The 26929-nt window shown below is 73.0% G+C and carries 17 protein-coding genes and 1 tRNA gene; 3 read left to right on the top strand and 15 right to left on the bottom strand.

Annotation, left to right across the window (positions count from 1 at the left end; all coding sequences use genetic code 11):
• Nucleotides 1-185 precede the first annotated feature (185 nt).
• The 5 genes from ACFC1F_RS10810 to ACFC1F_RS10830 all read right to left on the bottom strand — a co-directional run bounded on the left by ACFC1F_RS10810 (nt 186) and on the right by ACFC1F_RS10830 (nt 6165).
• The gene (locus ACFC1F_RS10810) at nt 186-1934 is read right to left on the bottom strand and encodes a relaxase/mobilization nuclease domain-containing protein (RefSeq protein ID WP_376157153.1); all 1749 of its coding nucleotides are present in this window, start codon (nt 1932-1934) and stop codon (nt 186-188) included.
• Entirely contained in the window at nt 1924-2814 is an 891-nt protein-coding gene (locus tag ACFC1F_RS10815; protein WP_376157155.1) for a hypothetical protein, read from the bottom strand. The genes ACFC1F_RS10810 and ACFC1F_RS10815 overlap by 11 nt, the downstream gene beginning before the upstream one ends.
• 250 nt (nt 2815-3064) lie before the next feature.
• Nucleotides 3065-3859, bottom strand: a complete 795-nt coding sequence (locus tag ACFC1F_RS10820) for a DUF2637 domain-containing protein (RefSeq protein WP_376157157.1) — start codon at nt 3857-3859, stop codon at nt 3065-3067.
• Nucleotides 3860-4326: 467 nt separating this feature from the next.
• Nucleotides 4327-5634 carry a DUF3631 domain-containing protein gene (locus ACFC1F_RS10825; RefSeq protein WP_376157159.1) on the bottom strand — a complete coding sequence of 436 codons (1308 nt, stop codon included), beginning with the start codon at nt 5632-5634 and terminating at the stop codon, nt 4327-4329.
• 303 nt (nt 5635-5937) lie between these two features.
• Nucleotides 5938-6165: a hypothetical protein gene (locus tag ACFC1F_RS10830; RefSeq protein ID WP_376086973.1), complete on the bottom strand. Its 228-nt coding sequence runs from the start codon at nt 6163-6165 to the stop codon at nt 5938-5940.
• Between the two features lie 126 nt (nt 6166-6291).
• Between ACFC1F_RS10830 and ACFC1F_RS10835 the strand changes: the two genes are divergently transcribed.
• The 3 genes from ACFC1F_RS10835 to ACFC1F_RS10845 all read left to right on the top strand — a co-directional run bounded on the left by ACFC1F_RS10835 (nt 6292) and on the right by ACFC1F_RS10845 (nt 10315).
• Nucleotides 6292-6960, top strand: coding sequence for a helix-turn-helix domain-containing protein (locus ACFC1F_RS10835; protein WP_376157161.1), 669 nt, complete (start codon nt 6292-6294; stop codon nt 6958-6960).
• A complete protein-coding gene (locus ACFC1F_RS10840; RefSeq protein WP_376157163.1) occupies nt 6957-8552 on the top strand; it encodes a tyrosine-type recombinase/integrase in 1596 nt (531 codons plus the stop codon). The genes ACFC1F_RS10835 and ACFC1F_RS10840 overlap by 4 nt, the downstream gene beginning before the upstream one ends.
• 152 nt (nt 8553-8704) lie before the next feature.
• Nucleotides 8705-10315: a restriction endonuclease gene (locus tag ACFC1F_RS10845; protein WP_376157164.1), complete on the top strand. Its 1611-nt coding sequence runs from the start codon at nt 8705-8707 to the stop codon at nt 10313-10315.
• A gap of 427 nt (nt 10316-10742) precedes the next feature.
• Here the strand turns inward: ACFC1F_RS10845 and ACFC1F_RS10850 are convergent.
• The 10 genes from ACFC1F_RS10850 to ACFC1F_RS10895 form a co-directional block, all read right to left on the bottom strand.
• Nucleotides 10743-10816, bottom strand: a tRNA-Thr gene (locus ACFC1F_RS10850).
• 120 nt (nt 10817-10936) lie between these two features.
• Nucleotides 10937-12586: an alpha/beta hydrolase gene (locus tag ACFC1F_RS10855; protein ID WP_376157165.1), complete on the bottom strand. Its 1650-nt coding sequence runs from the start codon at nt 12584-12586 to the stop codon at nt 10937-10939.
• Between the two features lie 241 nt (nt 12587-12827).
• Nucleotides 12828-13994 (bottom strand): hypothetical protein, encoded by a 1167-nt coding sequence (locus tag ACFC1F_RS10860; protein WP_376157167.1) that lies wholly within the window; start codon nt 13992-13994, stop codon nt 12828-12830.
• A gap of 281 nt (nt 13995-14275) precedes the next feature.
• Nucleotides 14276-15487, bottom strand: coding sequence for a DNA polymerase III subunit delta' (locus tag ACFC1F_RS10865; protein WP_376157199.1), 1212 nt, complete (start codon nt 15485-15487; stop codon nt 14276-14278).
• Between the two features lie 217 nt (nt 15488-15704).
• Nucleotides 15705-19067 (bottom strand): dTMP kinase, encoded by a 3363-nt coding sequence (gene tmk, locus ACFC1F_RS10870; RefSeq protein WP_376157168.1) that lies wholly within the window; start codon nt 19065-19067, stop codon nt 15705-15707.
• Nucleotides 19068-19364: 297 nt separating this feature from the next.
• Nucleotides 19365-22229, bottom strand: a complete 2865-nt coding sequence (topA, locus tag ACFC1F_RS10875) for a type I DNA topoisomerase (RefSeq protein ID WP_376157170.1) — start codon at nt 22227-22229, stop codon at nt 19365-19367.
• Between the two features lie 556 nt (nt 22230-22785).
• A complete protein-coding gene (locus ACFC1F_RS10880; RefSeq protein ID WP_376157171.1) occupies nt 22786-23247 on the bottom strand; it encodes a DUF3592 domain-containing protein in 462 nt (153 codons plus the stop codon).
• 356 nt (nt 23248-23603) lie between these two features.
• Nucleotides 23604-25136, bottom strand: coding sequence for a methyltransferase (locus tag ACFC1F_RS10885; protein ID WP_307853494.1), 1533 nt, complete (start codon nt 25134-25136; stop codon nt 23604-23606).
• 366 nt (nt 25137-25502) lie between these two features.
• Complete coding sequence (locus tag ACFC1F_RS10890; protein ID WP_376157173.1) at nt 25503-26261, bottom strand: small secreted protein; 759 nt, start codon at nt 26259-26261, stop codon at nt 25503-25505.
• Between the two features lie 165 nt (nt 26262-26426).
• Nucleotides 26427-26795, bottom strand: a complete 369-nt coding sequence (locus ACFC1F_RS10895) for a cyclophilin-like fold protein (RefSeq protein ID WP_376157174.1) — start codon at nt 26793-26795, stop codon at nt 26427-26429.
• Nucleotides 26796-26929 lie beyond the last annotated feature (134 nt).

Raw genomic sequence — 26929 nt, forward strand, 5'->3', positions numbered from 1 at the left:
CCTCGCACGCTAGTTGATGGAGAGTAGGCCTGACGATCTGGATCAAGCTACGGTCGACCCGCCGCGCGTTTGGTGCGTGGCCACCTGCGGCTCCTACGGAATGGCTGGCACGGAGTGAGGACCAGGGCCCCTGACTGGGGCGCGCGCTACGGGGTGGGGCTCGGGGCATTGGCCTCCGGTCGGGGTCAGCGTCGGCGGGTGGGGTCGTTGGCGGTCTTGGGACCGGTCGGGACGGCGGGTGCCGTGAGCGTGGGCTTCGCGATGGTGCTGGTGGTGCGAGCCTGGGCGGCCTGGGTGCGCTGGTCGATGCGGTCGCTGGTGGCGTTGCGCAGGCGCCAGAGGAGGACTTCGGCGGGTCGGTCGGCGGTGGTGAGTTCCCGTTGCTGGGCGGCCTCGATGAGGGCTCGGCGGGGTGGTTGGCCGGAGGATTCGGCCTGGGCGAGCGCGGTGGCGAGGGCGGGCCAGGACGGGTCGGCGAGGATGCGCTGGGCGTGGTCGGGGACGGCGGCCTGGACCTGGGCGGCGAGGCGGTCGGTGGTCTTGGGGGTGGGGGTGCGGCGGGTGAGGTCGGCGATGACCGGCTCGGCTGTCTGCCGGTAGGCGGTTCGCAGGTGGACGAGGGACTGCTGGGCGGCGTGGGCTTGCTGCTGGTTGCCTCGGGTCTGGTGCCAGCGGGCAATGGCGATCACGACGAAGACGGCGGTGGACAGCAGGGCAGCAGCGGTGGCGCCGTCCTCGCCGGAGCCAGCGGTGTGCAGGAGTTGCTTGGCGGCGGTGCGGAGGGCTGCGGCCTGCTGGTGTTCGGCACGGACCTTGGATCGGGTGGCGCGGTTGAACGCGTTTGCGGCGGCTCGTAGTTCGGCGCGGGTGTGGGCGGGTGCGGTGAGGGCTGCGGTGTGGAGGAGTTCGCCGAAAGCGGCGGCGTGGGCCTGGACGACGGTGTCGAACGCGTCGACGTCGGGCACGTCGGGGTGGTGTTGGTCCTGGAAGGCGAAGCGGGCGGTCTCCCGCAGGGTGGTCTCGGCCTGTCGCCAGCGGTCCGGTTGGACCGTGCCCCGTGCGGGCGTGGTGGGCTGCTGGGCGGCGAGGCGTTCGCGCAGGCGGTTGATGGACAGGTCGGGGGAGAGCTTGGAGCCGCCGAAGTAGACGGGTTCGCCTTGGGCGTTGATGTCGCCGGGTCGGGCGAGGCTGTAGCCGATGACGTCGCCGCTCTCGGGTCCGATGCGGTAGCGGACCTGGATGCCGAGGGCGGTGAGGGTGGAGAAGTACTCCTGCTCGTCGCGGACGGCGGCGGCGACGGCTTGGGCCTGTTCCTGCAGCCACTCCTTGGCGGTCTGCTGGTGGCCGGTGCGCTGGGCCTTGGCCTGCTCGGCGCTGGTGGGCATCGGGGCGGCGGTGTGGTCGCCGGAGTTGAGCTGGCGCAGGCCGAGTTCTTTCTCGATCTTGCGGCACTCGGCCTGGGCGCGTTGGCCGTCGCGCTTGTTGCGGGGGCGGCGGCCGTCCTCGCGGACGGTGGTGGCCATGATGTGGATGTGGTCGTCGGCGTGGCGTACGGCGATCCACCGGCAGCTCTTGTCGTCGCCATCGGGGGCGATGCCAGTGGCGTGGACGATCCGGCGGGCGACCTCGGCCCACTCGGCGTCGGTGAGGTAGCGGTCGCCCGGGGCGGTGCGCACAGGGCAGTGCCACACGTGCTGCGGGACGGTCGCGCCCAGGCGCCTCTCGCGGGCGCGGACGGGCTGGTCAAGGTAGTCGGCCAGTTGGTCGAGGAACTGATGGTGCTGGTCGAGGGTGGCTCGGCCGGGGTCGGGCAGGCCGGGCATGGCGAACGCGGCGACGATGTGCGGGTCGGTGTGCTCGTCGCGTCGGCCGGGGCCGAAGAGGTAGGAGAGCAGACCGCGGGTGCGCGAGCCGGTGGAGACGTCAGGCACCACGGCGGCCTCCCGGCAGGACGCGCTGGTAAGCGTGACGGGCCTGGGTCGCGCAGGCGTGCAGCTCGGTCAGGACTTCCATGGCGCGCTCGGGGATCGGGCCGCTGTAGACCTCGACCATGAGCTGGTTGAGGTTGTTGCCGGCCCGGTCGATTGCCCGCTGGTGGGTGCCGATCGCTTCGGTGAGGAGGGCGATGGCCTCGTAGTCGGGCATGGGAACGAACGCATCGAGGCGGCCGGTCCGCATGTACGCCTGGGCGACGCTCATGGCGGAATCCGCGAGGAACGCGGATCGAGAGCGCTTGAGCTTCGTGGCGACGAAGTCGAGCAGCTCCTTCTCGGCCGGCTCGACCGAGCAGGTGATCTGGTCGTCGCGCTTGGTTCCGGAACGCGGCCGGTACATGCGTTCGGCAAGCGGGGTGGTGTTGTCGTCCACCGGAAGTGCGGGGCGGTCGAGAACCGGAACGCGCTCGTGGATGAACTCGGCAGGGGTCACGGTCGGCGCTTCACGCACGACGCGGTCCTCGGCGTCGGCACGCTCGGCGTCGATGTCGCTGCACGGCTCGGCGTCGCGCGGGGGAAGTTCGTCCTGGTCATGGCCGCCCTCGGTCATGACCTCCTGGTCCGGCGCGCCCGCGCGCCGGTCCTGCCCCGCCACCCCTGGGGCGGGGTCAAGCGCAAAGTCCGCGGCGCCAACGGCGTTGTGGACTTTGCCCCAGCTTGCTCCGTCGTCGTCGTGACCCTGGCCGGTCCAGGGCAGGGCCTGCTTGACGCGGGCGAATATGCCACCACGTCCGGGCTTGTCGCTGCCGGTTCCGCGGGGCTGGGCTTCCTTCTCGGGCGTGGCGGAAGCAGGGGCGAGGTGGTGCTGCTGGTCGGGCACGGGGATCTTCCGGTTCTTCTGTGAGGGAAGGTGGTTGTCGGTTGGTGGGGTGTTCGCCGGATGCGGGGCGATGGTCCGGCGGAAGAGGGGTTTGGCGGTGCCGGAGTTCCGGTGTAGACGTCGCCGGTTCAGGACTTCCGGGGTCTCCGGATGGACGCTGGGGGAGTTCCGGTGAGCGTCGGTCGGCTTCGGTGAGGGGCCGCTCGCCCGGTCCGGAAGCGGGGCCGGTGCTCGGGCAAGCGGCGGGGCCTCAGGCCGCCGAGGCGCTGGCTTGCGCGTCGGCCTGCTGCCTGGCCTCTTCGTCCTTGAAGCGCTGGGTCAGCTTGCCGAGGCGGTCGCTGGCGATGGGTATGCCGGCCTCGCGCAGGACTGTCCTGATCACGGCCTGGGTGGGTCCGTGCTCCTGGACGGCAGGCCGGACGATCTCGGCCAGCTCGTCCATCGAGGCGGCGGGCTTGCGGCCGGTGCGCCTGTTGCCCGGCACCGGTTCCCGGCTGTCGGGCCGGACGTCGTCGTCGGGCTTGAGCACCGGTTCGTCGGCGGGCAGGTCATCCTGCTCCGCGTCCGCCACCGGTCCGGACTCGGTTGCCGGTGCAGGATCGGGGTGTTCGCGGAGCGGGAGTTCGCCCTCGGTGCTCTTCGAGTCGGTGGCGGTCGCCGTGGTGCTGTGGGCGAGGAGGGTGCCGCCGAAGAAGGCGAGGGCGGGCCATCCGGCGACCAGGATCCGCAGCCAGGCGGGGACGTGGGCGAGGTCGAGGAGTCCGGCGGTGGCGACGTTCGCGCCGAGGGAGGCGGTCAGGGCGATGGCGAACCAGGTCCAGGCGGTGCCGGCCGGGCGGCCGGTGGTGCGCAGGGTCCTCATGCGGTGCCAGGCGGCGACGAGCAGCAGGTCGACCGAGACGGGGTAGGCCCAGGCTTTCCAGCCGTGTTGTCCGGCGGCGTCGGCGATGTCGTGGAGGTGGGCGAAGGACAGGGCGCCCGCGATGGCGGCCTGTACGAGGACGGCGTCCGGGCGGGGCAGACGCGGTGAGGTGGTGGCGGTCATGCGGAAGGTGGTCCTCGCGGGTCGGGCGGTGGTGGTTTGTGAGATTGCCGTCTTTGCCGTCTTGCCGTCTTGGTGCTGCGGGACGGTCTCTGGGCCGGGGCGGGCTCGGCTGCCCGGGTGGTGCCGTGGACACGGCGGAGTTCGGGTTCGGGACAGTGCGGTATCCGTCTTGGGGCTCGCATCCGTCCCGGAGGCATAGCCTTTGACCTGCGGTTTTACGGCAGGGACGGCTGGGACGGCACAAGACGGATGTGTTTCCCGTCCCGGCCAGGGCCCGCCGCTCGCGCCCCGGACGGGGCGGCGGCGGGCCGCCGGTGGGAGTGGACGGCCGCCGTCTTGGCGTGGGCCTGATCCGTCTTGGTGCGGATCGAGTTGCAGTCTTGGGGTGCTGTTCCGTCCTGGCGGCAGGTGCGGTGACCTGCGGTGTTACGGCTGGGACGGCAGGGACGGCATTGCGGGGAGGGTGGTCAGTCTCTGCTGCCCGCTGCGGTGGCGGTCACGGGGTGGACGGCGGGGCAGTAGCGGCGCCAGGCGTCGAGGAACTTGTTGCGCAGGTAGCCCTTGCGCTGGGTGCCGTCGGGCATGCGGACGTTGCCGGAGGAGATGCCGAACTCGCGGAGCATCGCGCCGAGGCCGCGCGGGGTCAGCCCGCCTCGGCTGGTCTCGGCCCAGGGGGCCTCGGGGTCGCCGTTGAGGGTGAACAGCATTTGGTCGGTGGCGATGCTGTCCGGCTCCCCGGCGGCGTGGAAGATCCGCCGGATGTCGGCGAGGATCCGCGCGCCGCCGGGGTTGTCCTCCTCGGTCTGGACCTCGGCGTCGACCATGCGCTTGCACGCCTGGCGGGCCAGGCGAGGCCAGGGGCCTCCGGCGAGGTCGGCGATGATCACCAGCGGTTCCCAGGTGTCGGCGGCGCGGTCCTCGACCGGCATGGCGGGCTCCAGGCGCAGGGCCTGGTCGGCGAGCGGTGCCGCCCAACGGGCGATCTTGTCGCGGATCGCGTGCAGGGCGGGCCGGTCCCGCTGTGTGCGGTACGGGGCGACGCGCTCGCCCTCGGCTCGGCGGCGCATGCGGATCACGATCGAGCGGTCCATGATCGTGTCGGGGAGGTCGCCGATGCCGGCGATGGCCGCCATGGCGAAGGTGGGGAACTTGCGCGGGGTGTGGTCGTTGCCGACCACCCGCAGCACGTAGCGGTCGCGCTGGTGCCCGGCGTTGAGCAGGCCGCGCATCTCCTCATTCTTCTCCGCCGCCTTCGGGCTGCCGAAGATCGTGTCCGCCTCGTCCACCAGCAGGGTGGGCGGCTCCTCGCTGATCGTGCGGAAGATGGCGGCCGGAGAAGAGTTCACCGTCAGCATCGGCTGGTGGACCGTCTCGGCGAGCACGTCGAGCAGGCGGGACTTGCCGCAGCGCTTGGCCGGGCCGACCACGGCCAGGCGCGGGGCGTGCTGCCACGAGCCTTGCAGGTGGGTAGCGGCGACCCACAGCGTGGTGGCGTCCAGGGCCTGGTCGGAGGGAAGGATCACGAACTTCGCGATCTGGGCCCTCATCTGCGCGAGCAGGTCAGCGCCCTCGGTCGCCTCGGTGTCGGGCATCAGGTCGGTCCCGTCCGAGACGGCAGGCTCGGCAGGCGCCGCCTCGGCATCCTGCCCACAGGCTGTGGACACAGGCTCGGGCTGTTGGCCCTGCAGGAAGGATCCGGGCTCGCCCGGCTTGGCGACCGGCGGCCAACTCACGGTGGAAGCTGCCGGATCGGGCTGGTGGGACGTAGACTCCATGCTGAAGCTCCAGACTGGGACGCGGGACCTGATCCGTCGCGCGCCGCCGATGAAGGTCGTGGGTAAGGACTTCGCCTGGCCCTCGGTGTTCGCAGCACCGGGGGCCTTCGTGCGCCCTGGGGCGGTCGGGCCGGAGATCCTTGCCCTCTCAACTCGCAGGGACTGCTTGCACCTTGGCGGCGGCCCCTCAGCGGCCTCGGCCGCCGAGGGACCACGAACGTACGGTCATGCCGCTGGAAGATCCACTCCAATCGGGCAAGTACGCCCACGGCAGACAGGCTTGTGGATCGGGCTCTCACCACGTCAAGCTGCATCAGCCGCCGAACCTTCGCCGAGCGCCCCGTCGATGCCGAGCAGGCGCAGAAGGTCCGCTGTGATCACGCGGTACTTCTTGCCCAGCCGCAGGACCCGGCAGGGGTAGGCGCCGAGGCGGGCCAGCTCGTAGCCCTTGCTCCGCCCGAGGCCGATGGCCCGGTTGGCGGTGTCGAGGTCGATGGCCGCCGGCAGCCTGAGAAGTTCGGCCCGCCCCATCCCCTGCACCGTCGCCGATATGTCACCAGTTCGCACGTGAACTCCAAATCCGAGCTTCCCCCCGGACGGGGGGCTGCGGCGGAGTGCCGCAACGGAGAAGAGCTTTCCAGTGGCTACTGTGTCGATATGACACAACGCCGCGAGGAACACTGGTCCACCGACAACGAAGACTCGCCCGACTGGCCCGAACGGATCACCAAGGACGTGATCCGAGCAATCACCCGAAGGAGGCAAGACCTTGGACTGTCCGCGCAGGATGTGGCCGACGAAACAGGGGACTTGGGCTACGAAGTCCCCCGGAACGTCATCGCCAACTGGGAGTCCGGCAGGCGCAAGACGATCACGATTCCCGAGCTGATCGTCGTGGCCGAGGCCCTGGACATCGCACCGGTCGAGCTGCTCTTCTCCCCTGCCCTCGGCGGCCGGGTCGACTACCTGCCAGAGATGCCCAGCGACCGCTGGTCGGCGCTCACACACTTCACAGGAGAGGCCCGCCACTCGCTCGGGATGTACCGGCTCCGTCTCTACCGGGAGCACGAACGGATCTGGCAAGAGCTCCAGGAGGAACATCACGACGCGTTCCAGCTGGAATTCAAATTGTTCCGGGAGGAATGGCCTCCCGACTCACAGGAAAAACTCGACGCTTTCGTCGCAGCCGTCCGCGAGCAGCTTCAACCCGTCAGGGCACACCTGCGCGAGATCGGCCTGGAAGTCCCGTACCTCGCACCGAGTCTCGACTTCCTCGACGCCGAGCTTCCCCCACTGAACACCGATACCGATCTGAAGGACGAATGAAGGGTTCCACCTACCACCGCTGCTACTGCCGCGACGCCGAGACCGGAAAGCCGCTCGGCAAGGCGTGCCCGAAGGCCGGTAGCCGTAAGCACGGCTCCTACTCCATACGCCAGGAGCTGCCCAACTCCGAGGACGGCACTCGCCGTTCGTTCAACCGCGCCGGCTACGAGACGTTGAAGGAGGCTCAGGCCGACCTCGACCACGTTCGCGGCCTGCTCGCCCTCGGCAAGGAGGATCCCGACGACCTGGCCCTGGTCGCCGAGCTCCTGGTGAAGGTCGCCGACGAGAAGGCCCAGCTGCCCGACATCGAGGAGACCCGTAGCCGCCTGAAGGCCGGTCAGGACCTCTCCACCCGCGTCACCGTCGGCGAGTGGCTCGACACCTGGCTGGCCGGCAAGAAGATCCGCAAGTCCGGCATCACCCGCTACGAGTGTGACGTCCGGGTCCACCTCAAGCCCCGCATCGGGCACATCCGCGTCGACCGGCTGCGGGTGAGCACGCTCGCAGAGATGTTCACGGCCATCGCCGACGCCAACGAGGAGATCCTGGAGAACAACGCCCTGCGGCACGCGCTGAAGGCCGAGCTCGCCACGGTTCCGATCAAGGGCGTGGAGAATCGCGCCCGCCGCAAGGCTCTGCGCGCCGAGCTCGCCGAGATGCCGCCGTTCCGGCGTACGACCGGCGCGGCAACCCGCCAGCGCATCCGGGCCACGCTCCGGACCGCCCTGAACGACGCGATCCCCGAGGGCCTGATCACCCTCAACCCGGCCGCCCACGTCAAGCTCGACCCGGCCGCCAAGCCGAAGGCTCTGGTCTGGACGCCGGAGCGGGTCGCCCAGTGGCAGGCGACCGGCGTGAAGCCCTCCCCCGTGATGGTCTGGACGCCGCAGCAGACCGGCGCGTTCCTCGACTACGTGGCTGCCGACCGCCTGTACGCGATGTGGCACGTGATCGCCTTCCGCGGTCTTCGCCGGGGCGAGGCGTGCGGTCAGCTGTGGTCCGAGACCAACCTCGACAACAGCTCGCTGACCGTGACGGCTCAACTCGTCCAGGACGGCTGGGAGGTCGAGGAGTCCGACCCCAAGACCGACGGGAGCTTCCGGACCGTGGCGCTGGACGACGACACTGTGACTGTCCTGCGGCACCACCGCGAGCGCCAACAGAAGGAGCGGGACGACTGGGGGCCGGCCTGGAAGGACACCGGCCGGGTCTTCACCAACGAGGACGGTTCCTGGCTCCACCCCGGCAAGGTCACCGAGATGTTCGAGCGGCTTGTGACCGCCTCCGGTCTGCCGCCGATCCGCCTGCACGACCTCCGCCACGGCGCGGCCACCCTCGCGCTCGCGGGCGGGGTCGACATGAAGGTGGTGTCCGAGATGCTCGGCCACTCCTCCATCAAGATCACCTCGGACATCTACACCAGCGTCCTGCCCGAGATCGCCAAGGACGCCGCCGAGGCTGCCGCGAAGCTCGTCCCCCTCCAGCGGAAGACCGAAGCCGAGGCCCGCGCCAAGGCCGCCTCCGAGTCCGAGAAGGCCAAGCGGAAGGCGGCGAAGAAGGCGAAGTCCAGGGCCAAGAAGTCCAAAGGCTAGCCGCCAGCCGCCTCTCCAGCGCCGACGTCAGCGCGAAAGTCGCTGACGCCCAGACGGTGCCACGGGTCTGGGAAGTCCTTGAGACACCCAGCCCAAGGCCACGCAGACGGTCCATAGCACCGCTCGGGCCCAACCTATCGATTCAACGGCCCGTGAAGTACGAGTCTAGGATTCTCGCCGTCGCAGATCCGTTCAGGGGGGATGCCTTGTCCAGCACTAGCGATCAGCCAGACGACCAGTCAGCCAGCGATCCGCCGAGGCCCCCGAGCGTCGGTGCATCGGTTGGGTCCGCCTTCAACATCACCAAAGGTTTCGCCACGTCGGCCTCCGCACCAGGAGCCTGCACAGCCGAGAAGCCAGGCGCCGTTCGCCTGCTGTGGATAAGACACGTCGGCCGGGACGGCTCGATCGCAGAGCCGGATGCCGAAGCTGATATCTGGCGGAACGACGTGCCCGAGCGCTTCCACCTCCAGGCAGGCGACCTTCTGCTGTCGGAAGTAGTGACAGGCCGCCCCAAGGCAGCCCGCGTCGAGGAGTCCGACCTGCCCGCAGCTGCGGCGGGCAGCATTTACGTACTTCGCCCCACCGGATCGCTGTCGCCCGAACACGCGCGCCTGATCCTCGCTTTCCTCCGCTCCAACAGAGTGGGCCGCCTCGCCTGCGGAGCCTTCGGCCGAAACCGGCTCAGACGCCAGGACGTTCTTTCGCTGGTGCTGCCGGAAGCCGATGATGCGCTCTCAACTGCTCTCGGCGATTTGGACTCTGCCGCTGAGCGCATGATCCGTTGGAGCGCCGAGGCAACTGCCCTGGCTGGCTCCGTGTTTGAAACCGATCAGAGCCTTGACGAGGCCCGACGCTCCATCATCGCAGCGGGCCAACTCACTCGCCTCCGCGCCGAGGCTGCTGGCCAGCTGGACGATCCCAGTTACATGGTCCGCACGCGGCTTCCCTACCCTGTGGCGCTGCGCCTGCGAGAAGTTGAAGCAAGGAGGAGCACTAGCGACCTGGGGCCAGCCTACGACGCTGTGCTTGAGGCAGCGGAAGCCCTGCTGGCGTACACCGCCCTGGTCGCCGGAGCCCTCGCACGTGGTGCTTCCATCGAGCTGGCCTCCGTCGGGATGCTGCAACGCAAGCTTGCGGGCACAGCGGGAGGCCCGGGGCTCGGAGAGTGGACGGCCATTCTGCAGGAGATCGGCGGGGCGAAGAAGCGGCGCGGGCTGAACCCCGATCATCCTCTCCACGAGCTGGCAAACCTCGTCCCCGAGGGCGAGGCGCAGAAGGCACGTTCTCGCCTCTCCGAGCGACGGAACGCCAAGGCGCATGGGCGCGTGCTTGACGCCGTCGATCTTCCGGACGCCTTGGAGGAAGCCTCTCGCGACCTGTCGCTCTTGGTCACCCGCGCCCGGTTCCTCGCCGATCTGTCACTAATCCATGTGACGTCCGTGACCTGGGACGCCTTTCGATGCGAGGCCTCGATCAGCTACCGGCGCCTCATGGGCGACCACCCGGTGGTGCCAACGCTAACCATGCAGTACCCGAGCAACACAGTCGAGACGGGCAGCCTTTACCTGGTCGGGCGCGACCACCGCCTATACCTTCTTCGCCCCTTCCTGACCTGCGAAGTGTGCGAGACATGCCGCACCTGGTCGACCTTCCATGCAGACAACGTGAAGGGCAGCTTGGTGCAGAAGACTCTCGAACACGGCCATCACTACCCCTACAGGGCGGATGTCGAGGTTCTCCGACAGGCAGGCCTGATGTGACCGGAGCGCCTGGGGCCGGCAGGCGTCCGACCTGGGCGGCCGCCATTCGGATCATCTGATCACTGGTCGATGCGCGCACGGGCGCGGATAGAGCGACTGCCGACCGAACCGGACTCCGAAGTGAGACTGCGTGGCGGGATCGCCTACCGGCGATCCCGCCATCGCGCAGAAATAACCGGACCTGATGCCGTTGATTACCTCGCCCGCCGAGTTCGACTTCTGGAGGGGCACCACAGGACGCCAGCCGCACCCGCAGACATCCTCATCTGAGCCGCCCGTTGATCCAGAGGAACGGCCCAGAGCAAGATCAACAGCAGTGCTCACGCATCGCTCACGCAAGCGATCTTGAAGCGCGTCGCCGCCTGCCCACACGCCACGAAACAGCAAAAGGCCCAGGTCAGCGGCTATCTGACCTGGGCCTTCACTGAGCCGCCTGCGGGATTCGAACCCGCGACCTACGCATTACGAGTGCGTTGCTCTGGCCAACTGAGCTAAGGCGGCACCGCTGCAACACGTGGTTGCAACGCGGGCCAGTCTACACAGGTTCGCGGGTGATCCATAACGGGTTCCCGGGCGGGCGCGGAGCGGGGGCCGGACAGCGGTCGGACAGGGGCCGGGGGCCTACGCGCCGCAGCGCTTCCCCTGCTCCGGCGGCTCGCCGCCGAGCAGGTAGCGGTTGACCGCGCCGTCGACGCAGGCGTCGTGCCGGCCGTAGGCGGTGTGCCCGTCGCCCTCGTAGGTCAGCAGCCGGCCGGACTCCAGCTGCCCGGCCAGCGACTGCGCCCACGCGTACGGGGTGGCCGGGTCGCGGGTGGTGCCGACGACCACGATCGGCGCGGCGCCGGCCGCCCGGATGGTGTGTGCCGCTCCGGTGGCCTTCACCGGCCAGTAGGTGCAGGTCAGTGCCATCCACGCCATGTCGCGGCCGAACCGCGGCGAGGTCCGCTCGAAGTCCGCCACCGCCTGCTGGACGTCGCCGGGGCCGGTGAACGGCGCGGGCAGGTCCAGGCAGTTCACCGCCATGTTGGCGAACATCAGGTTGGGGTACGAGCCGTCCGAGCCGCGTTCGTAGTACGAGTCCGAGAGCTTGAGCAGGCCGCTGCCGTCGCCGGTCTTGGCGTCGGCGAGCGCGGTGCGCAGCCTGGGCCAGAGGAAGTCGGCGTACATGGCCTGGATGACGCCGGTGGTGGCCTGGGCCTCGGTGAGCCGGCGGCCGCCGTCGGCGGTGGTCAGCGGCTGGGCGTCGATCGCCTTGAACAGGGCGGTGAGCTGCTCGCCGGCCTGCTGCTCGGTCCGGCCGAGCGGGCAGTCCTCGCGCTTGGCGCAGTCCTGGGCGAAGGCCGCCCAGGCGGTCTCGAAGCCGCCGGCCTGGGTGCGGTTGCCGGTGATCGCGTCCAGGGACGGGTCCATGGCACCGTCCAGCACGATCCGGCCGGTGCGGGTCGGGAAGAGCCCGGCGTAGGTGGCGCCGAGGAAGGTGCCGTACGACTTGCCGACGTAGTTGAGCCTCTCGTCGCCGAGCAGCGCCCGCAGCACGTCGAGGTCGCGGGCGGTCTCGACGGTGCTCAGGTGACCGAGCCGGTCGCCGGCCCGCTGGCGGCAGCCCTCCGCGAACTCCTTGTCGGCGGCGACCAGGGCGTCGATCTCGGCCTGGTCGTCGGGGGTGATGTCGGCGGCGCTGTAGGCGTCCATCCGCTCGCCGCCGAGGCAGGTCACCGGGGCGCTGCGGCCGACGCCGCGCGGGTCGACGCCGACCAGGTCGTACCGGGCCCGCACGCCGCCGTCGTACGTCCGGGCGACGGCCTCCACGTAGTCGACCGCCGAGCCGCCGGGGCCGCCGGGGTTGAGCAGCAGCGAGCCGAGCCGGCCGGATCCGGCGCCCGTACCGGATCCGGCCGGGACGGCGGGGGCGCGGACCGCCGACAGGGTGAGGTCCCCGCCCGCCGGGTGGTCGTAGTCCAGCGGCACCGTGAAGGTGGTGCACTCGAAGCCCTCGTCGCAGGGCTGCCAGGCGAGCCGCTGCGCGTAGTACGGCGCCAGGGCGGCGGGGACGGCCGCCGGGAGCGGCTCCAGCGGCGTGACCCCCGGCCGGGCGTCGGCCGCGGAGGCCACCGCGGACGGGGAGCCCGGCGAGGACGGGGAGCCCGGCGCGATGGTGTCCGAGGAGGAGGGGTGCGGCGTGGAGGAGCTGGAGCTGCACCCGCCGACCAGCAGCCCGGCGGCCAGCACCGCCGCCACCGCCGGCCCGCGCCGGCCCCGCTCCGCCCTCATCCCTTCCCGCTCCCGCTCCCGCTTCCGTTCGCGCTCCGCCTGCATCTGCTCCCCCTCTGACCTCGGGTTCCGCGGCGCGGCCGCCGCCGGTGCCCGGGTACGGCGAGCGTAACGCCCACCGGTGCCCGGCCCCGGGCTGCTCCGGCCTGCTCCGGGCTGCTCCGGGTTGCTCAGCACCGCTTCGGACTTGCTGCTCAGGACTGCTGCTCAGGACCTGCTGCTCCGGCTCGCCAAGGCCTGCTCAGGACACCTTGGCCAGCGTCTCGGCCAGGTACTGCGCCGCCTGCCGGACCAGCCGCAGCCGCTCCCGGTCCGCCGTGTAGTCCTGCACGTTCTCGGAGATCCGCACGTCGGCACGGGCCGCCGCGCCGGTGCCGGCGCGCAGCGCGGCCTGGAGCTTGCGGGCCGCGTCCAGCCCGGCGGCGTCGGCCTTGGCCGCGGCCAGCAGCAGCTTGGGCGCGGCGCCGGCGGGCGCCTCCGCCCCCGTCAGGGCCAGCGCGGCGGTGTCGTACCGGCCGGAGACCGCCGCGGCCGCGCCGTACAGGTCCGGCCGGGCCAGGGCGGCGGCCGCGGCGCAGGGCGCGCCGCCCTCGACGCCGAGCGTGCCCCAGGACGCCGGGCCGGGCGGCAGGGTGCGGAAGGTCGCGGCGATGGCGGTGCGCAGCGCCGCGTCGTCGGCGATGGCCTGCGGGGCGGCGGCGACCAGCTCGCAGGGGTGCGCGGTGCCGTTCGGCGCCTCCGGGGCGACCAGGATGAACGGGCGGGCCTTGCCGGTCTGGACGGCGGAGCCGAGGCCCTCGAAGACGTCGGGGACTTCGACGTCGGCGGTCTTGCGCGGGGTGGCGGCGTGCATCACGACCACCGGGAACCGGGCGTTCGGGTCCTTGGTGTACTGGGCGGGCAGCCACACCCGGACGTTGCGCGGGTGTCCGTCCGGGCCGAGCACGGCGGACTGCAGCAGCTCGCCGCCGGCGGGGTGGCCGACGCTGTCGAACCGGCTGGCCACCGGCGCGGCGGCCGGCGTGGTCGCGGACGCGGCGGTGGCGGTGGCGGTGGCGGACGCGGCCTCGGCCACCGGCGGGGCGGCCTGCCGCGCGGCGCCCTCACCGTCCGTGCCGTCCGCCGCCGCGGCGTCGGAGTCGGCGCCGAACTCGGCGGAGCCCGACCGCGGTGCCGAGGATCCCAGGACGCCGAACGTCCCCAGGGCCGTGAGCAGCGTCAGCGCCGTGACGCAGACGCCGCAGACCATCGCCCCGGCCGCGCGCAGCAGCATCGGCCGCTGGTCACCGGTGAGCTCGTAGGTCTCGGCGGCCCGCAGGTCGCGCCAGCGCAGCAGGGCGCCGCGCGCGAGCCAGACACCTCCCCCGGCGGCCGCCAGCAGGGGAACGACGAGGAGCGAACGGACCATGGGACGCACCGCCTCGGGAGGAGGGCCGGACCACCGGTGGGGGCCGGTGCCGGACGGGACGCGACGGCCCCGGCGTCGGGGCGCAGTCGGCCCCAGCGTGCAAGACGACCCGGCGGTCACACGTGGGTGTGCCCGGCGCGTACGGCCCGTTCACTCGAAGGTGGGATACGTGCCTAGCGCGGGAAGCCCTACCCCCCGCGAGTGAAAGCGAGGACTTCCGCCCTCCCCTCCCGGAGGAAAGCGGTCGAGGACGCCCGGACGGAAGCGGTCGAGGACGCGCCCTACCCCGCCCGCAGCGCGACCGTCATCGCCTCGACGGCGAGCAGCGGGTCGACGTTGCGGTCCAGCGCCTGCCGGCAGGCGAGCACCGCCTCGATCCGGCGCAGCGTGCCCTCCGGCGGCCCGGCCTGCGCGACCCGCTCCAGGGCCGGCCGCTGGTCCTCGTTGGCCAGTGCGCCGGTCGAGCCGAGCTGGAGGGCGAGCACGTCCCGGTAGAAGCCCAGGAGGTCGAGCAGGGCGACGCCGAGCGTCTCCCGGCGGGTGCGGGTGGCGCGGCTCTTCTGCCGCTTCTCCAGCTCCTTGACCGCCCCGGCCATGCCGCGCGGGGCCTTGCCGCCCTCGGCCGCCCCGTACACGGCCTTGAGGTCGTCGGTCTCCTTGGCGTCCTGGGTCTCGGCGAGCGCCTCGGCGTCGGCCTTGGCGGTGTCGACCAGTCGCTGGGCGGCGGCCAGGCAGCCGCCGAGGTCGGCGACCTCCAGCGGGATCCGCAGCACCTCGGCCCGGCGGGTCCTGACCTCCTCGTCGACGGCCAGCCGGCGGGAGCGCTCGATGTCCCCCTGGCCCGCGAGCGCCGCCAGCCGAGCCGTCCCCGGGTCGACGCCGTCGCGGCTAACCAGCATGTCGGCGACGGCCTCGGCGGCGGGCTGGCGCAGGACGAGCAGGCGGCAGCGCGAGCGGATGGTGGGCAGGACGTCCTGGACGGAGGGCGCGCAGAGCAGCCAGACGGTGCGCGGTGAGGGCTCCTCGACCCCCTTGAGCAGGGCGTTGGCGGCGGCCTCGGTGAGCCGGTGGGCGGCGTCCACCAGGATCACCGACCAGCGGCCGCCGGTCGGGTAGCTGGACGCGCGCAGCACCAGGTCGCGCATGTCGCCGACGCCGATCGACAGGCCGTCGGTGCGCACGTACTTCACGTCCGCGTGGCTGCCCGCCAGCACGGTGTGGCAGCCGTCGCAGAACCCGCAGCCGGGCGTCCCGCCGAGCGCGAGGTCCGGGCTGGTGCACTGGAGGGCGGCGGCGAAGGCGCGGGCGGCCGTGGTCTGGCCCGCACCGGGCGGACCGGTGAACAGCCAGGCGTGGGTCATCAGGGAGGCGTTGCCGCCCGGCTCGGGTGCGGCCCCGCGGCCGGCGGCGACCGTCGCCCCGGCCGCCCGGGCGGCGGCGGTCAGCTGCTCGACCACCCGATCCTGGCCCACCAGGTCGTCCCAGACGGCCACTGCTGCTCCCAAGCTCGGTACGGACTGCCTCGTGCGGACCGCCCCGGTGTCCGACGCCCGGCCCGGTCTCCGCTCCCCGCGGTCGAGCATACGTGCCCGGTACGACGGCGGGCGGCGCCGCCGGAGCACCGCCCCGGCCACACCGCCCGCTGTCCTGCTGTCCTGCTGTCCTGCTGTCCTGCTGTCCTGCTGTCCTGCTGTCCCGACGGTCCCGGGGTCAGCCCCGGCGGCGCCAGCGCCGGCCCTTGCCCTTGCCGCCCTGGTCGTCCGGGGCGTCGGCCCCCGGCTCGGCCGGACCGGCCGCCTCGCCGCCGTACGCGAGGCGCGGGTCCTGCGGGCCCTGCCCGGCCGGGCCCGGCTGCTCCCAGCGGGCCCACTCGTCGCGCGAGCCGAGCAGGGTGTCGGTCAGGCTCGGCAGGTCGTCCATCGGGGTCTCCTCGGCCCAGGACGGCCGGGGACGCGGCTCGGGGGCCTGCTCCGGCTCCTCGACCACCGGCAGCTCCCGGGTGCCGTCGACCGGCTGGTCCTGCCCGGCACGCGGGGCCGGCCCGACCGGCCCGACCCGCGGCAGCACCTCGGTCCGGTCCGCCCCGGGCACCCGGGGCAGCACGGCCGTCTCGTCCGCCGCGGGAACGACCGGAAGCTTCGCCGTCTCGTCCGCAGCAGCAGCAGCAGCAGTGGGAACGACCGGGAGCTTCGTCGTCGCGTCGACGCCGGAGACACCCGCGCCGGCCTCCTCCGCCGCCCGGACCGCCGCCCGGCGGTCCCGCTCGGAGATCTCCTGGGTGACATCGTCGACGTCCTTGACCATCCGCAGCTCGGTGGTCACCGCGTCGCCCGGCACCGGCCGCCCGACCCGGTCGGCCGCGCTCTCGGCCGCGGCAGCCGCTGCGGCGAGCGCCGCGGCCTGCGCCAGCCGGGCCTCCTCGGCCCGCTGGAGCGCCTCCTCCGCACGCCGGCGCTGCTCCTCGCGCGCCAGCTCACGCTGACGCTGGAGCTCCGCCTGGGCGGCCGCCTCGTCGGCGAGCCGCTTGCGCTCGGCGGCCTCGGCGGCGAGCCGGGCCTCCTCGGCCGCGCGCAGCTTGGCCTCCTCCTCGGCACGCCGGCGGGCTTCCTCCTCCGCCCTGCGCCGAGCCTCCTCCGCCGCCTTGCGCGCCGCCTCCGCGGCGAGGCGGTCGGCCTCCTCCTTGGCGAGGCGCTCCTTCTCCGCCTGCTCGGCCCTGAGCTGCTCCAGCAGTTCCTGCCGCTTGCGCTCGGCGGCCTCCGCCTCGGCCTTCTTCCGCGCCTCCTCGGCCGCGCGGCGCTCGGCCTCCTCGCGGGCGAGCCGCTCCTGCTCGGCGCGGGCGGCCTTCTCCTGCTCGGAGAGCGGCAGCTCGCGGTCGAGCCGGTGGCGGATCGCGGTGGTGACGGAGGCGGGCTCCTGGCTGCCGTCGACGACCAGGTAGCGCGCCGGGTCGGCGGCCGCCAGGGCGAGGAAGCCGGAGCGGACCCGCTGGTGGAACTCGGTGGGCTCGGACTCCAGACGGTCCAGCGCCTCGGTGAACCGCTCCCGGGCCCTGGTCGGGTCGACGTCCAGGACGACGGTCAGGTCGGGCAGCAGACCGCCGGTCGCCCAGCGCGAGATCCGGGCCACCTCGGTGGCGGCGAGGTCCCGGCCGGCGCCCTGGTAGGCGATCGAGGAGTCCATGTACCGGTCGGTGATCACCACGGCGCCGCGGGCCAGCGCCGGGCGGATGACGTTCTCGACGTGCTCGGCGCGGTCGGCGGCGTAGATCAGCGCCTCGGCGCGGTGCGACAGGCCGGTGTTGCCGACGTCCAGGACGAGACCGCGCAGCCGCTGGCCGACCGGGCTGCCGCCGGGCTCGCGGGTGAGCACCACCTCGTGGCCCTTGCCCCGGATCCACTCGGCGAGCGCCTGGGCCTGGGTGGACTTGCCGGCGCCGTCGCCGCCCTCCAGGGCGATGAAGAAGCCGGTGCCGGCGGTGCGGTGCGGGACCGGACCGGCCGCACCGCGGACGGCGTCCACCAGGTCGCGGCCGAACGGGACGGTGCCGCGCCGGTCGTCGGTCCTGAGCAGCACCACGGCGGCGAGCACCAGGGTCAGCAGGCCGGTGGTGGCGACCGCGAGGGCCGCGCCGCCGTGGATGAAGGTGAACGAGCCGGGCTCGACGGTGCCGTACTCGACGTTCCCGTAGGCCGCGGCGATCAGCGGCACGACGACCAGTGCGGCGCCCACGACGGCCCGCAGCACCGCGTAAAGGTGCTCGGTGACCTTCGGGAGCCGGGCCTCCTCGACCTCCTGGGCGAGCAGGTTGCGACCGGCCGAGATCACGATGCCGGCGGCCAGCCCGGCCAGCACCGTGAGCAGCAGGACCAGGACGAAGTCCAGCACCAGGCCGGCCAGGATCAGCGCGACGCCCTCGGCCAGCAGGGCGAGTGCGAGCAGCCGGCGGCGGGAGAGCGCGGGCAGGGTGGCCCGGGTGAGCCGGGCGCCGAGCACGGGCGTGCCGGCCGCGGCGAGGACCAGCAGGCCGTAGCCGATCGGCCCCGCCCGGTGCTCGGCGGCGGTCAGCAGCGCGAGCGCGCCGACGCCTGCCATCGAGGCGTAGGCGGCGGCGATCGCGAAGGTGAAGTACGGGGCGGAGCCGGTGCGACCCTTGCCCAGCGCGGGCCCGGGGGCCGCGTCGGTCGGGGCGCGCAGGCCCCGCAGCGGGGAGTGCGGGGCCACGGAGACCGGGCCGCCGGGCAGCTCGTGCTGGTAGACCCGGACGGCCGAGACGGCGAACAGGGCGGCCGCACCGAGTGCGGCGAAGGTGGTCTGGTGGGCGCGCAGCCAGTCCGAGGCCACCGCCGCGAAGACGTTGCCGACCAGCGTGAGCGCGACCAGCGCGACCGCCGCGAGCGGCACGGTGGCCCAGCCGGTGCGCCGGTCCAGCGTCCCGACGGTGTCCAGGTTGGCGGCGGACGGGCGCCGCTCGGCGGGCGGGGCGTAGGGGTTGGCCGGCGGCAGCAGGGCGGGGACGGCGGCGGCCTTGGCGATCGCCCAGACCCGCTCGGCGGCGCCGGTCACGAAGACGGTGCCGAGCAGCAGGTAGGTGGCGGCCCCGGAGGGCCTGGCTTCGGCGCCGGAGCCGGAGCCCAGCCAGACGATCCACCACGGCGCGACGCCGATCAGCACGACGCGCAGCACGTCGGCGCCGAACAGCGTCCAGCGGCGGTCGAGCTTCCCGCTGAGCAGCCCGTGCACCGGGCCGAGCAGGGCCGCGCCGACCAGCACGGTGGCGGCCAGCCGGACGGCGAAGACGGCGGCGACCGCGAAGGCGAGGCTGCGCGGCAGGTCGCCGAACTGCCCGCCGAGCGCGGCCGCGATCACGGTGAGCGCGAGCAGCACCAGCAGGCCGAGCCGGTCGGCGGTGCCGCCGATCAGCTGGGTGATCCAGAGCCGGCGGTACGGGCGCAGCCGCAGCAGTGCGCGGGCCCGCTCGCCGGGGGTTCCCGCGGGCGCGACCTCGGCCAGGTCGGGCATGCCGGCTCTGGCGGCCGCGGCGGCGCTGGGGGTGGGCTGCTCCTCGCTCGTCATACGGTCAGCGTAGCGGTCGACGGTTGCCACAAACGGGTGAGCGGCCCTCCGGTTCGCCGTCATTGCAGGGTTGTGACGCACCCCGCACAGCTCCCTGACCGCTCCCCCGAGAGCGCCGGGCCGACTCCTTCCAGGACGCCGGACCCGCTCCCCCGAGGACGTCCCCTTGGGACGCCGGACCCGCTCCCCCGAGAACGCCGCGCCCGCGCCTGCGGCGGCAACGGACCGCGCCTCCTGACACCACGGGCCCGCACCTCCGGAAGGGGAGGTGCGGGCCCGGTGCCGCCGGCCGGGGGGTCAGCCCTCGTCGGTGGTGGTGGTCTTGCTCGCGGCCGTCTTCTTGGCCGCCGTCTTCTTGGCGGTCGCGGTCTTGGCCGTGGTCGTCTTCTTGGCCGCGGTCTTGGCCGTGGCGGTCTTCTTCGCCGCGGTCTTGGTCGCCGTCTTCTTGGCGGCGGCCTTCTTCGCCGGGGCCTTCTTCGCCGCCTTCTTCACCGGCCCGCGCGCCCGCTTCTCCGCCAGCAGCTCGTAGCCGCGTTCCGGAGTGATGGTCTCGACCTCGTCGTCCTTGCGCAGGGTCGCGTTGGTCTCACCGTCGGTGACGTACGGCCCGAAGCGACCGTCCTTCACCACCACCGGACGCTCGCTGACCGGGTCGGTGCCCAGCTCCTTGAGCGGCGGCGCGGCGGCGGCCCGGCCGCGCTGCTTCGGCTGGGCGTAGATGGCCAGGGCCTCCTCCAGGGTGACCGTGAACATCTGCTCCTCGCTGGTGAGCGAGCGCGAGTCGGTGCCCTTCTTGAGGTACGGGCCGTAGCGGCCGTTCTGCGCGGTGATCTCCACGCCCTCCGGGTCCGTCCCGACCACGCGCGGCAGCGACAGCAGCTTCAGCGCGTCCTCGAGCGTGACGGTGTCCAGCGACATCGTCTTGAGCAGCGAGGCGGTCCGCGGCTTGACGGCGTTCTTGCCCGTCTTCGGGGTGCCCTCGGGCAGGATCTCGGTGACGTACGGGCCGTACCGGCCGTCCTTGGCGACCAGCTGGTTGCCGCTGACCGGGTCCTGGCCGAGCTCGAAGTCGCCGCTCGGCCTGGCCAGCAGCTCCTCGGCCAGCTCGACGGTGAGCTCGTCCGGCGGCAGGTCGTCGGGGATGTCGGCGCGCTGGCCGGGCTCGCCCTCGACGGCGGACGCACGCTCGACGTACGGGCCGTAGCGGCCGACCCGCAGGGTGATGTCGTCGCTGATCCGGAACGAGCTGATCTCCCGGGCGTCGATCGCGCCGAGGTCGGTGACCAGCTCCTTGAGGCCGCCCAGGTGGTCGCCGTCGCCGTTGCCGGCCTCGGCGGCGCCGCCGGTCGCGTGGCCCTCGCCCTCGCCGAAGTAGAAGCGCTTCAGCCACGGCACGGACTTGGCCTCGCCGGCCGCGATCCGGTCGAGGTCGTCCTCCATCTTCGCCGTGAAGTCGTAGTCGACCAGCCGGCCGAAATGCTTCTCCAGCAGGTTGACCACGGCGAAGGAGAGGAACGACGGCACCAGCGCCGTCCCCTTCTTGAAGACGTAGCGGCGACCGATGATGGTGTCGATGATCGAGGCGTAGGTGGAGGGGCGACCGATCTCCCGGTCCTCCAGCTCCTTGACCAGCGAGGCCTCGGTGTAGCGGGCCGGCGGCTTGGTGGCGTGCCCCTCGGGGGTGAGCTGCTCGGCGGCCAGCGGGTCGCCCTGGGCCACCTGCGGCAGCCGGCGCTCGCGGTCGTCCAGCTCGGCGTTCGGGTCGTCGGCACCCTCGACGTAGGCCTTCAGGAAGCCGTGGAAGGTGATGATCTTGCCGGAGGCGGAGAACTCGGCGTCCCGGCCGTCCGCGGCACGCCCGCCGACCTTGACGGTGACCGACTGGCCGACCGCGTCCTTCATCTGGGAGGCGACGGTGCGCATCCAGATCAGCTCGTACAGCCGGAAGTCGTCGCCGCTCAGACCGGTCTCGGCGGGGGTGCGGAAGCGGTCGCCGGACGGGCGGACGGCCTCGTGCGCCTCCTGGGCGTTCTTGACCTTGCTGGCGTAGGTGCGCGGCGCGTCCGGCAGGTAGTCGGCACCGTAGAGCTGGGTGACCTGCGCACGGGCGGCCGCGATCGCGGTGTCCGAGAGCGTCGTCGAGTCGGTGCGCATATAGGTGATGAAGCCGTTCTCGTACAGCTTCTGGGCCACCTGCATGGTCCGCTTGGCGCCGAAGCCCAGCTTGCGGCTGGCCTCCTGCTGGAGCGTGGTGGTGCGGAACGGCGCGTACGGCGAGCGGCGGTAGGGCTTGGACTCGACGCTGCGGACGCTGAACGCGGTCTGCTCCAGGGCGGCGGCCAGCGCGCGGGCGGCCTGCTCGTCCAGGTGCAGGGTGTTGGTGCTGCCGGCCTTGAGCCGGCCGTCCGAGCCGAAGTCGCGGCCGCTGGCGATCCGCTTGCCGTCGACGGCGGACAGCCGTGCGCCGAAGGTCTCCGGGTTCGCGGCGTCGGCCGGGGTGCGGCCGGTGCCGAAGGTGCCGACCAGGTCCCAGTACGAGGCGCTGCGGAACGCCATCCGCTCGCGCTCGCGCTCGACCACCAGCCGGGTCGCGACGGACTGCACGCGGCCCGCCGAGAGCTTCGGCATGACCTTCTTCCACAGCACCGGCGAGACCTCGAAGCCGTAGAGGCGGTCGAGGATGCGGCGGGTCTCCTGGGCGTCGACCAGGCGCTGGTTCAGCTCGCGCGGGTTGGCCACGGCCTCCTGGATCGCCGACTTGGTGATCTCGTGGAACACCATCCGGTGCACCGGCACCTTGGGCTTGAGCACCTGCTGGAGGTGCCACGCGATGGCCTCGCCCTCGCGGTCCTCATCGGTGGCGAGGAAGAGCTCGTCGGACTCCGCGAGCAGCGACTTCAACTTGCTGACCTGGGACTTCTTGTCCGCGTTGACCACGTAGATGGGGGCGAAGTCGTGGTCGACGTCCACGCCGAGGCGGCGCACCTCGCCGGTGTACTTGTCCGGCACCTCGGCCGCCGTGCTGGGCAGGTCGCGGATGTGCCCGACGCTCGCCTCGACGATGTAGCCGGGGCCCAGGTAGCCCTTGATCGTCTTCGCCTTGGCCGGCGACTCGACAATGACGAGTCGCTGTCCGTGCGCGGTCTCGCTGCTCGGGGACACCTTCGCTCTTCTCTCCCGGTCGTTATGTGAGCTGGTCGGCGCCGGCAGCACGGGCTGCGCTCCGCCCGACCCCTTCCACCGTCCCGGGGCAGCCGCTGTACGACGACCCCACCAGCGGAGTGTGACCGTACCCCGGCCACCCTTGTCAAACGGACGGATCCTGCTTTTTCACCGGCAAGGCCGACCGACGCCACTCGAACGGTAACCCGATGATGGAGGATCGCGCCCCGTGGAGGGGGGCTTCGGCGGGTTCCGAAGGATGGAATGACGGATTTCAAAATCTGTCAACGGAAAATCGGCGCCCGGCGACCGGGCTGGTGGTAGGGGGTGCCGGGGGCGCTTCGGGACCGGTCCGGCGAGCGCCGCGGTCGGACCGGGCCGGACCGGGCCTGTCCCCGGCGGACCGCCATCGGACCGGGGCCCGACCTCGGCCGAACGGCCGCACGACCACGACCGGACCGCCGCCTGACCAGGTGGCCGGAATCAGGCGGCGTGGCCGGTTCGGGACGCCGGGCCCCGGGGTCGGCCGGCGCCTGACCGGCGCCTAGCCGGCGCCTCAGTTGGTGGTGGCGGCGGCCAGCAGGGCGGCGCCCGCAGCCAGGCAGCCGACGCCCAGCGCCGTCCACAGCAGGTCCGTCACGACGACACCGCCGGTCTCCGCCGCCGCCAGCACCACCCGGCTCGGCCGACGCGGGTCGTAGGAGATGCGGACGGACGTGCCGGGCGAGAAGCGCGGCGGACGGCGCAGCGGGGTGTGGCCGCGCGGCCGGGTGAGCACCACCTCGGCCCGGCGCGCCGCACCGGGACCGCCGATCGCGGCCGGCGCGGAGAAGGTGAGCAGCGGCGAGCTGTCGAGTTCGCCGTGGGTGTCCGACTCCGCGACCACGGTGGCCACCGCCGGTATGCCCCGGCGGCGCACACCGTGGCGAAGGCGTACTTCGGCGGCGCACCAGAGCAGCAGCGCGCCGCCGAACAGCGCGAGCACCGCGCCGCCCACCGTCGCGGTCGTCGTCTCCACCCCTGCGCCCCCAGCTCTGTCCACAGCCTGTGGACAGAGCCTCACAGCCGGGGGCCAACGAGGGGCAGCTGTTCGGCGACCGACGGGCGAAGCAGGGACTACGGAGAGATGAACCGGGCCCGCGCCCCGAGCGAGCCCGGTCGGAGCCGGGGCCGCGTCGGGGCCGGGGCCCGGGCCGGGCAGCCCGCAGGGGCCCGGGCGACCTCAGCTGGGCAGGGGTGGCCAGGGGAGATCACGGGCAGGGGCGGCCGACCAGGGATGGCCGGGCAGGCGTGATGGGGCAGGGGTGGCCGGCCGGCCCGACGCCGGGCGCTGAGCCGACCGGGCCGGTGCTCGACCGGCCCGGCCCCGGGTGCTCAGCCGGCGGGCTGGATGAACCCCTGCTCGGTGAGCAGTCGCAGCGACTCCGGCACCCGGTCCCGCAGCACCACCCGGTCCTCGCCGAGCAGCTGCGCGATGGCGTCCACGATCTCGCCCGCCGACAGCGTCCCGTCGCAGACCCCGGCGAACCCGGCGCCCACCGTGTCCACCTTGGTGGCCCGCCGCATGCCCCGGTTGTGCCGCAGGATCACGTGCTCCGGGTCCTCCGCGCCGGGCGCGCCGACCTGCTCCTGCACCACCTCGTCGGCCAGCACGTACCGGGCCGCGAGCAGCGCCGCGTCGTCGTGCGTGCGCAGGAAGTCCTGCCGGGCGAACCACTCCTCGATGTGCGGGCCGAGCGGCTGCTCGACCGGGTGCGGCCACTCCTCCACCCGAACGGTCGGCTGCTCGGCGCCGCCCGCCCGCAGCGTGATCCAGCCGAACCCGATGCCCTCGACCCGGCCCGCCTCGAACGCGTCCAGCCACTCGCCGTACCGGGCCTGGTAGTCGCCGCCGGGACCGCGGTGGTCGCCACCGTCACGCAGCCACAACTCGGCGTACTGGGAGACGTCCTGGACCTCCCGCTGGACGACCCAGGCGTCCAGGCCGGTGCCGGCCACCCAGCCGGCCAGCCGCTCGTGCCAGTCCTCGCCCTTGACGTGCTGCCAGTTGGCGAGCAGCTGGCAGTAGCCGCCGGGCTCCAGGTGGGAGGCGGCGGAGCGGACCAGGCTGCGGCAGAGGTCGTCGCCGGCCATCCCGCCGTCGCGGTAGGTGAACCGGCCCGAGGGCGAGATCACGAACGGTGGGTTGGAGACGATCAGGTCGAACCGCCGGTCGCCGACCGGCTCGAAGAGGCTGCCGGTCGCGGCCTCGGTGTTCTCGAACCCGGAGAGCGCGAGCGTCAGTTCGGTGAACCGCAGCGCGCGCGGGTTGAGGTCGGTCGCGGTGACCCGCTGGGCGTGCCGGGCGGCGTGCAGCGCCTGCACGCCCGAACCCGAACCGAGGTCCAGGGCGGCCCGGACCGGCCGGCGCACGGTGATGTTGGCCAGCGTGGTGGACGCGCCGCCCACGCCGAGCACCAGGTCCTTGCGGGCCACGCCGTGCGCGGTCTCGCCGGAGCCGATCCCGCCCGCGCCGCCGACCGCACAGCCGAGGTCGGAGACGACCCAGGCGTCCGAACTCGGCAGCCCAGCGACCTCGTTGGCGTACGGGCGGACGTCCACGGTGGCCCGGACCAGGTCGCCGTCCGGGCGCAGCCAGCCGTCGGCCAGGCAGTCCTCGACCGGCAGAGCGGCGGCGGCCGCCCGGTACGGCACGGGCTGCTGGAGCAGGAACAGCCGCACCAGCGTCTCCAGCGGCGTGCCGCCGCGGGTCGCGCGCAGGGCCGGCACGGCCTCGCTGCGGGCCAGCGCCGCGTACCCGGTGGGCCCGAGCAGGTCGAGGCAGCCGTCGGCGGTGAACGAGGCGGCGAGCAGCGCCTCGCGCAGCTTGGCGAGGCGGGTCGGGTCGAGAACGGGGCTACTGATCACCCCGCCATTGTCCCCCGGGCCGCAGGCACCGCCCGCCCGCCCGGCCGTCCGACGCGGCCTTTCCGCCCACCCGCAGCGCCCCGCCACCCCGGCCCGCCGCCCCGGCCCGCCGCTCATCGCGAACCGCTCCCCCTGTCCGGGCGGCTTCTCGTCCGGACAGGGCGACGGCGCTGCTACGACAGTGACGGAAACGCCCCCGCCGACCGAGGAGCCGGCAGGGGCGCAATGGCCCGGAAGGTGGCAGTCCGGACCCCTTGGGGCCAGGACCACGGAGGCCCGGAGCGTGCCGGTCCGGACCGCGGGGCCCGGAGCGCGGCGGTCCGGTCCGGTCCGGTCCGGTTCAGACCTCCGCGCGCCGCGTCGGCCTCAGCTCGCCGAGGGGGCCGGGGCGGACGGGGTGGCCGGGGCCGACCCGGTCGATGCGGCACCGGTGGCCGTGGCCGTGGCACCGGCGGCCGGGCTCGCCGTGTCCGTGGAGCCCGGGGCGGGCGTTCCCGGGGCCGGCGTGCCGGTCGCGCCGCCCGCCGCCGGGGAACCGCTCGCACCCGCCGAGCCGCTCGCCCCGGCGGTCGGGGCCGCGCCGGCCGTACCGGGCTTGCAGCCCTCCTGCTTGGCCATCGCGGCGCCGAGCTCGCCGCGCTGGAGCTTGGCCTGGGCCTGGGTGGAGAGCGAGGCCAACTGCTGCACCTGGTCGGCGACGCTGCGCAGCCCGTCCGCGAACTTCCCCTGGTCCGCGTTGGACAGGCCGTCCAGCTTCTTCTGGACGTCGAGGTAGCCGTCCGCGGCCTTGTTCAGCTCGGTGACGGTGTCCTTCTGCAGGTTCGCGCCGTCGTCCACCTTGGGGGCCCCGGCGGAGTCGATGGCCGCGGCGATGTCCTGGTTGGTCTTGGCCAGCCGCCCGATGTCCGCGGAGAGCCGCTTCTGCAGGTCGGCCGGCGCCTCGCCGGTCTTCACCTGTCCGGTGTCCGCGAGCGCGGTCTGCGCCTGGGCGATCGGGTCCTTGGCCGCGCCACAGACGCTCGTCGCCCAGGACTCCAGCTGCTTGCTGTTGTCGTCGCCGCAGCCGACGGCGCCGAACGCAAGCAGCGCGCCGAGCGCGGGTACGGCCAGCAGTCGCTTGTTCACCGGGAGAGGCCTTTCGGTTTCGGTCGTCTTCGGTCGTCGAACTGCGAACCTACACGGCCGCCGACCCGCTCCCGGTTCCCGCCCGTTCCCGGCCCCGGCCCGGGCCCTCTTCAGGTGCGCGTCGAGTGCGCCTTGGGTGCGCCTCGGGTGGGCTTCAGGTGCGCTTCAGGCCCGCTCGACCCTGATCGGGTCGCCCGGCCGGACGGTGCGCAGCACCTGGGCGTCCCCGTCCAGCACGCCGAGGACGTTGCACGGGCTGGCCAGCCGGCACTCCCCGTCCCGCGAGATCGGCGTCGGGCCGTACGGGAGCGCGAGGCTGTCGCCGTCCGTCCAGAACGCCACCGTGCCGGGCTCGACGACCTGCCGGGCGTCGGGCTCCCTCGGCATGCTGACCGGGGTGTCGAAGTAGACCTCCTCACCCCAGGTGTTCGCCGACGAACTGACCGGCAGCGCGGCCCAGAGCGCCTCGGAGGTGGGCGTGGTCGCCAACGTGGCGGTCACCTGACCGGCCGGCCACAGAATGCGTATCCGCATGGGTTCCCTCTTCTACGACAGGTCCGATCACCGATCGGACCCGGTCGTGCCGAGAGCAGCGAACCGCCGGATTCAACAATTTGTCAAAGCATGCCCGCGAAGCGGACGTCCGGGAGCCCCGATTCACCCGGCGC

The organism is Kitasatospora sp. NPDC056181, assembly GCF_042266225.1.
Taxonomy (GTDB): Bacteria; Actinomycetota; Actinomycetes; order Streptomycetales; family Streptomycetaceae; genus Kitasatospora.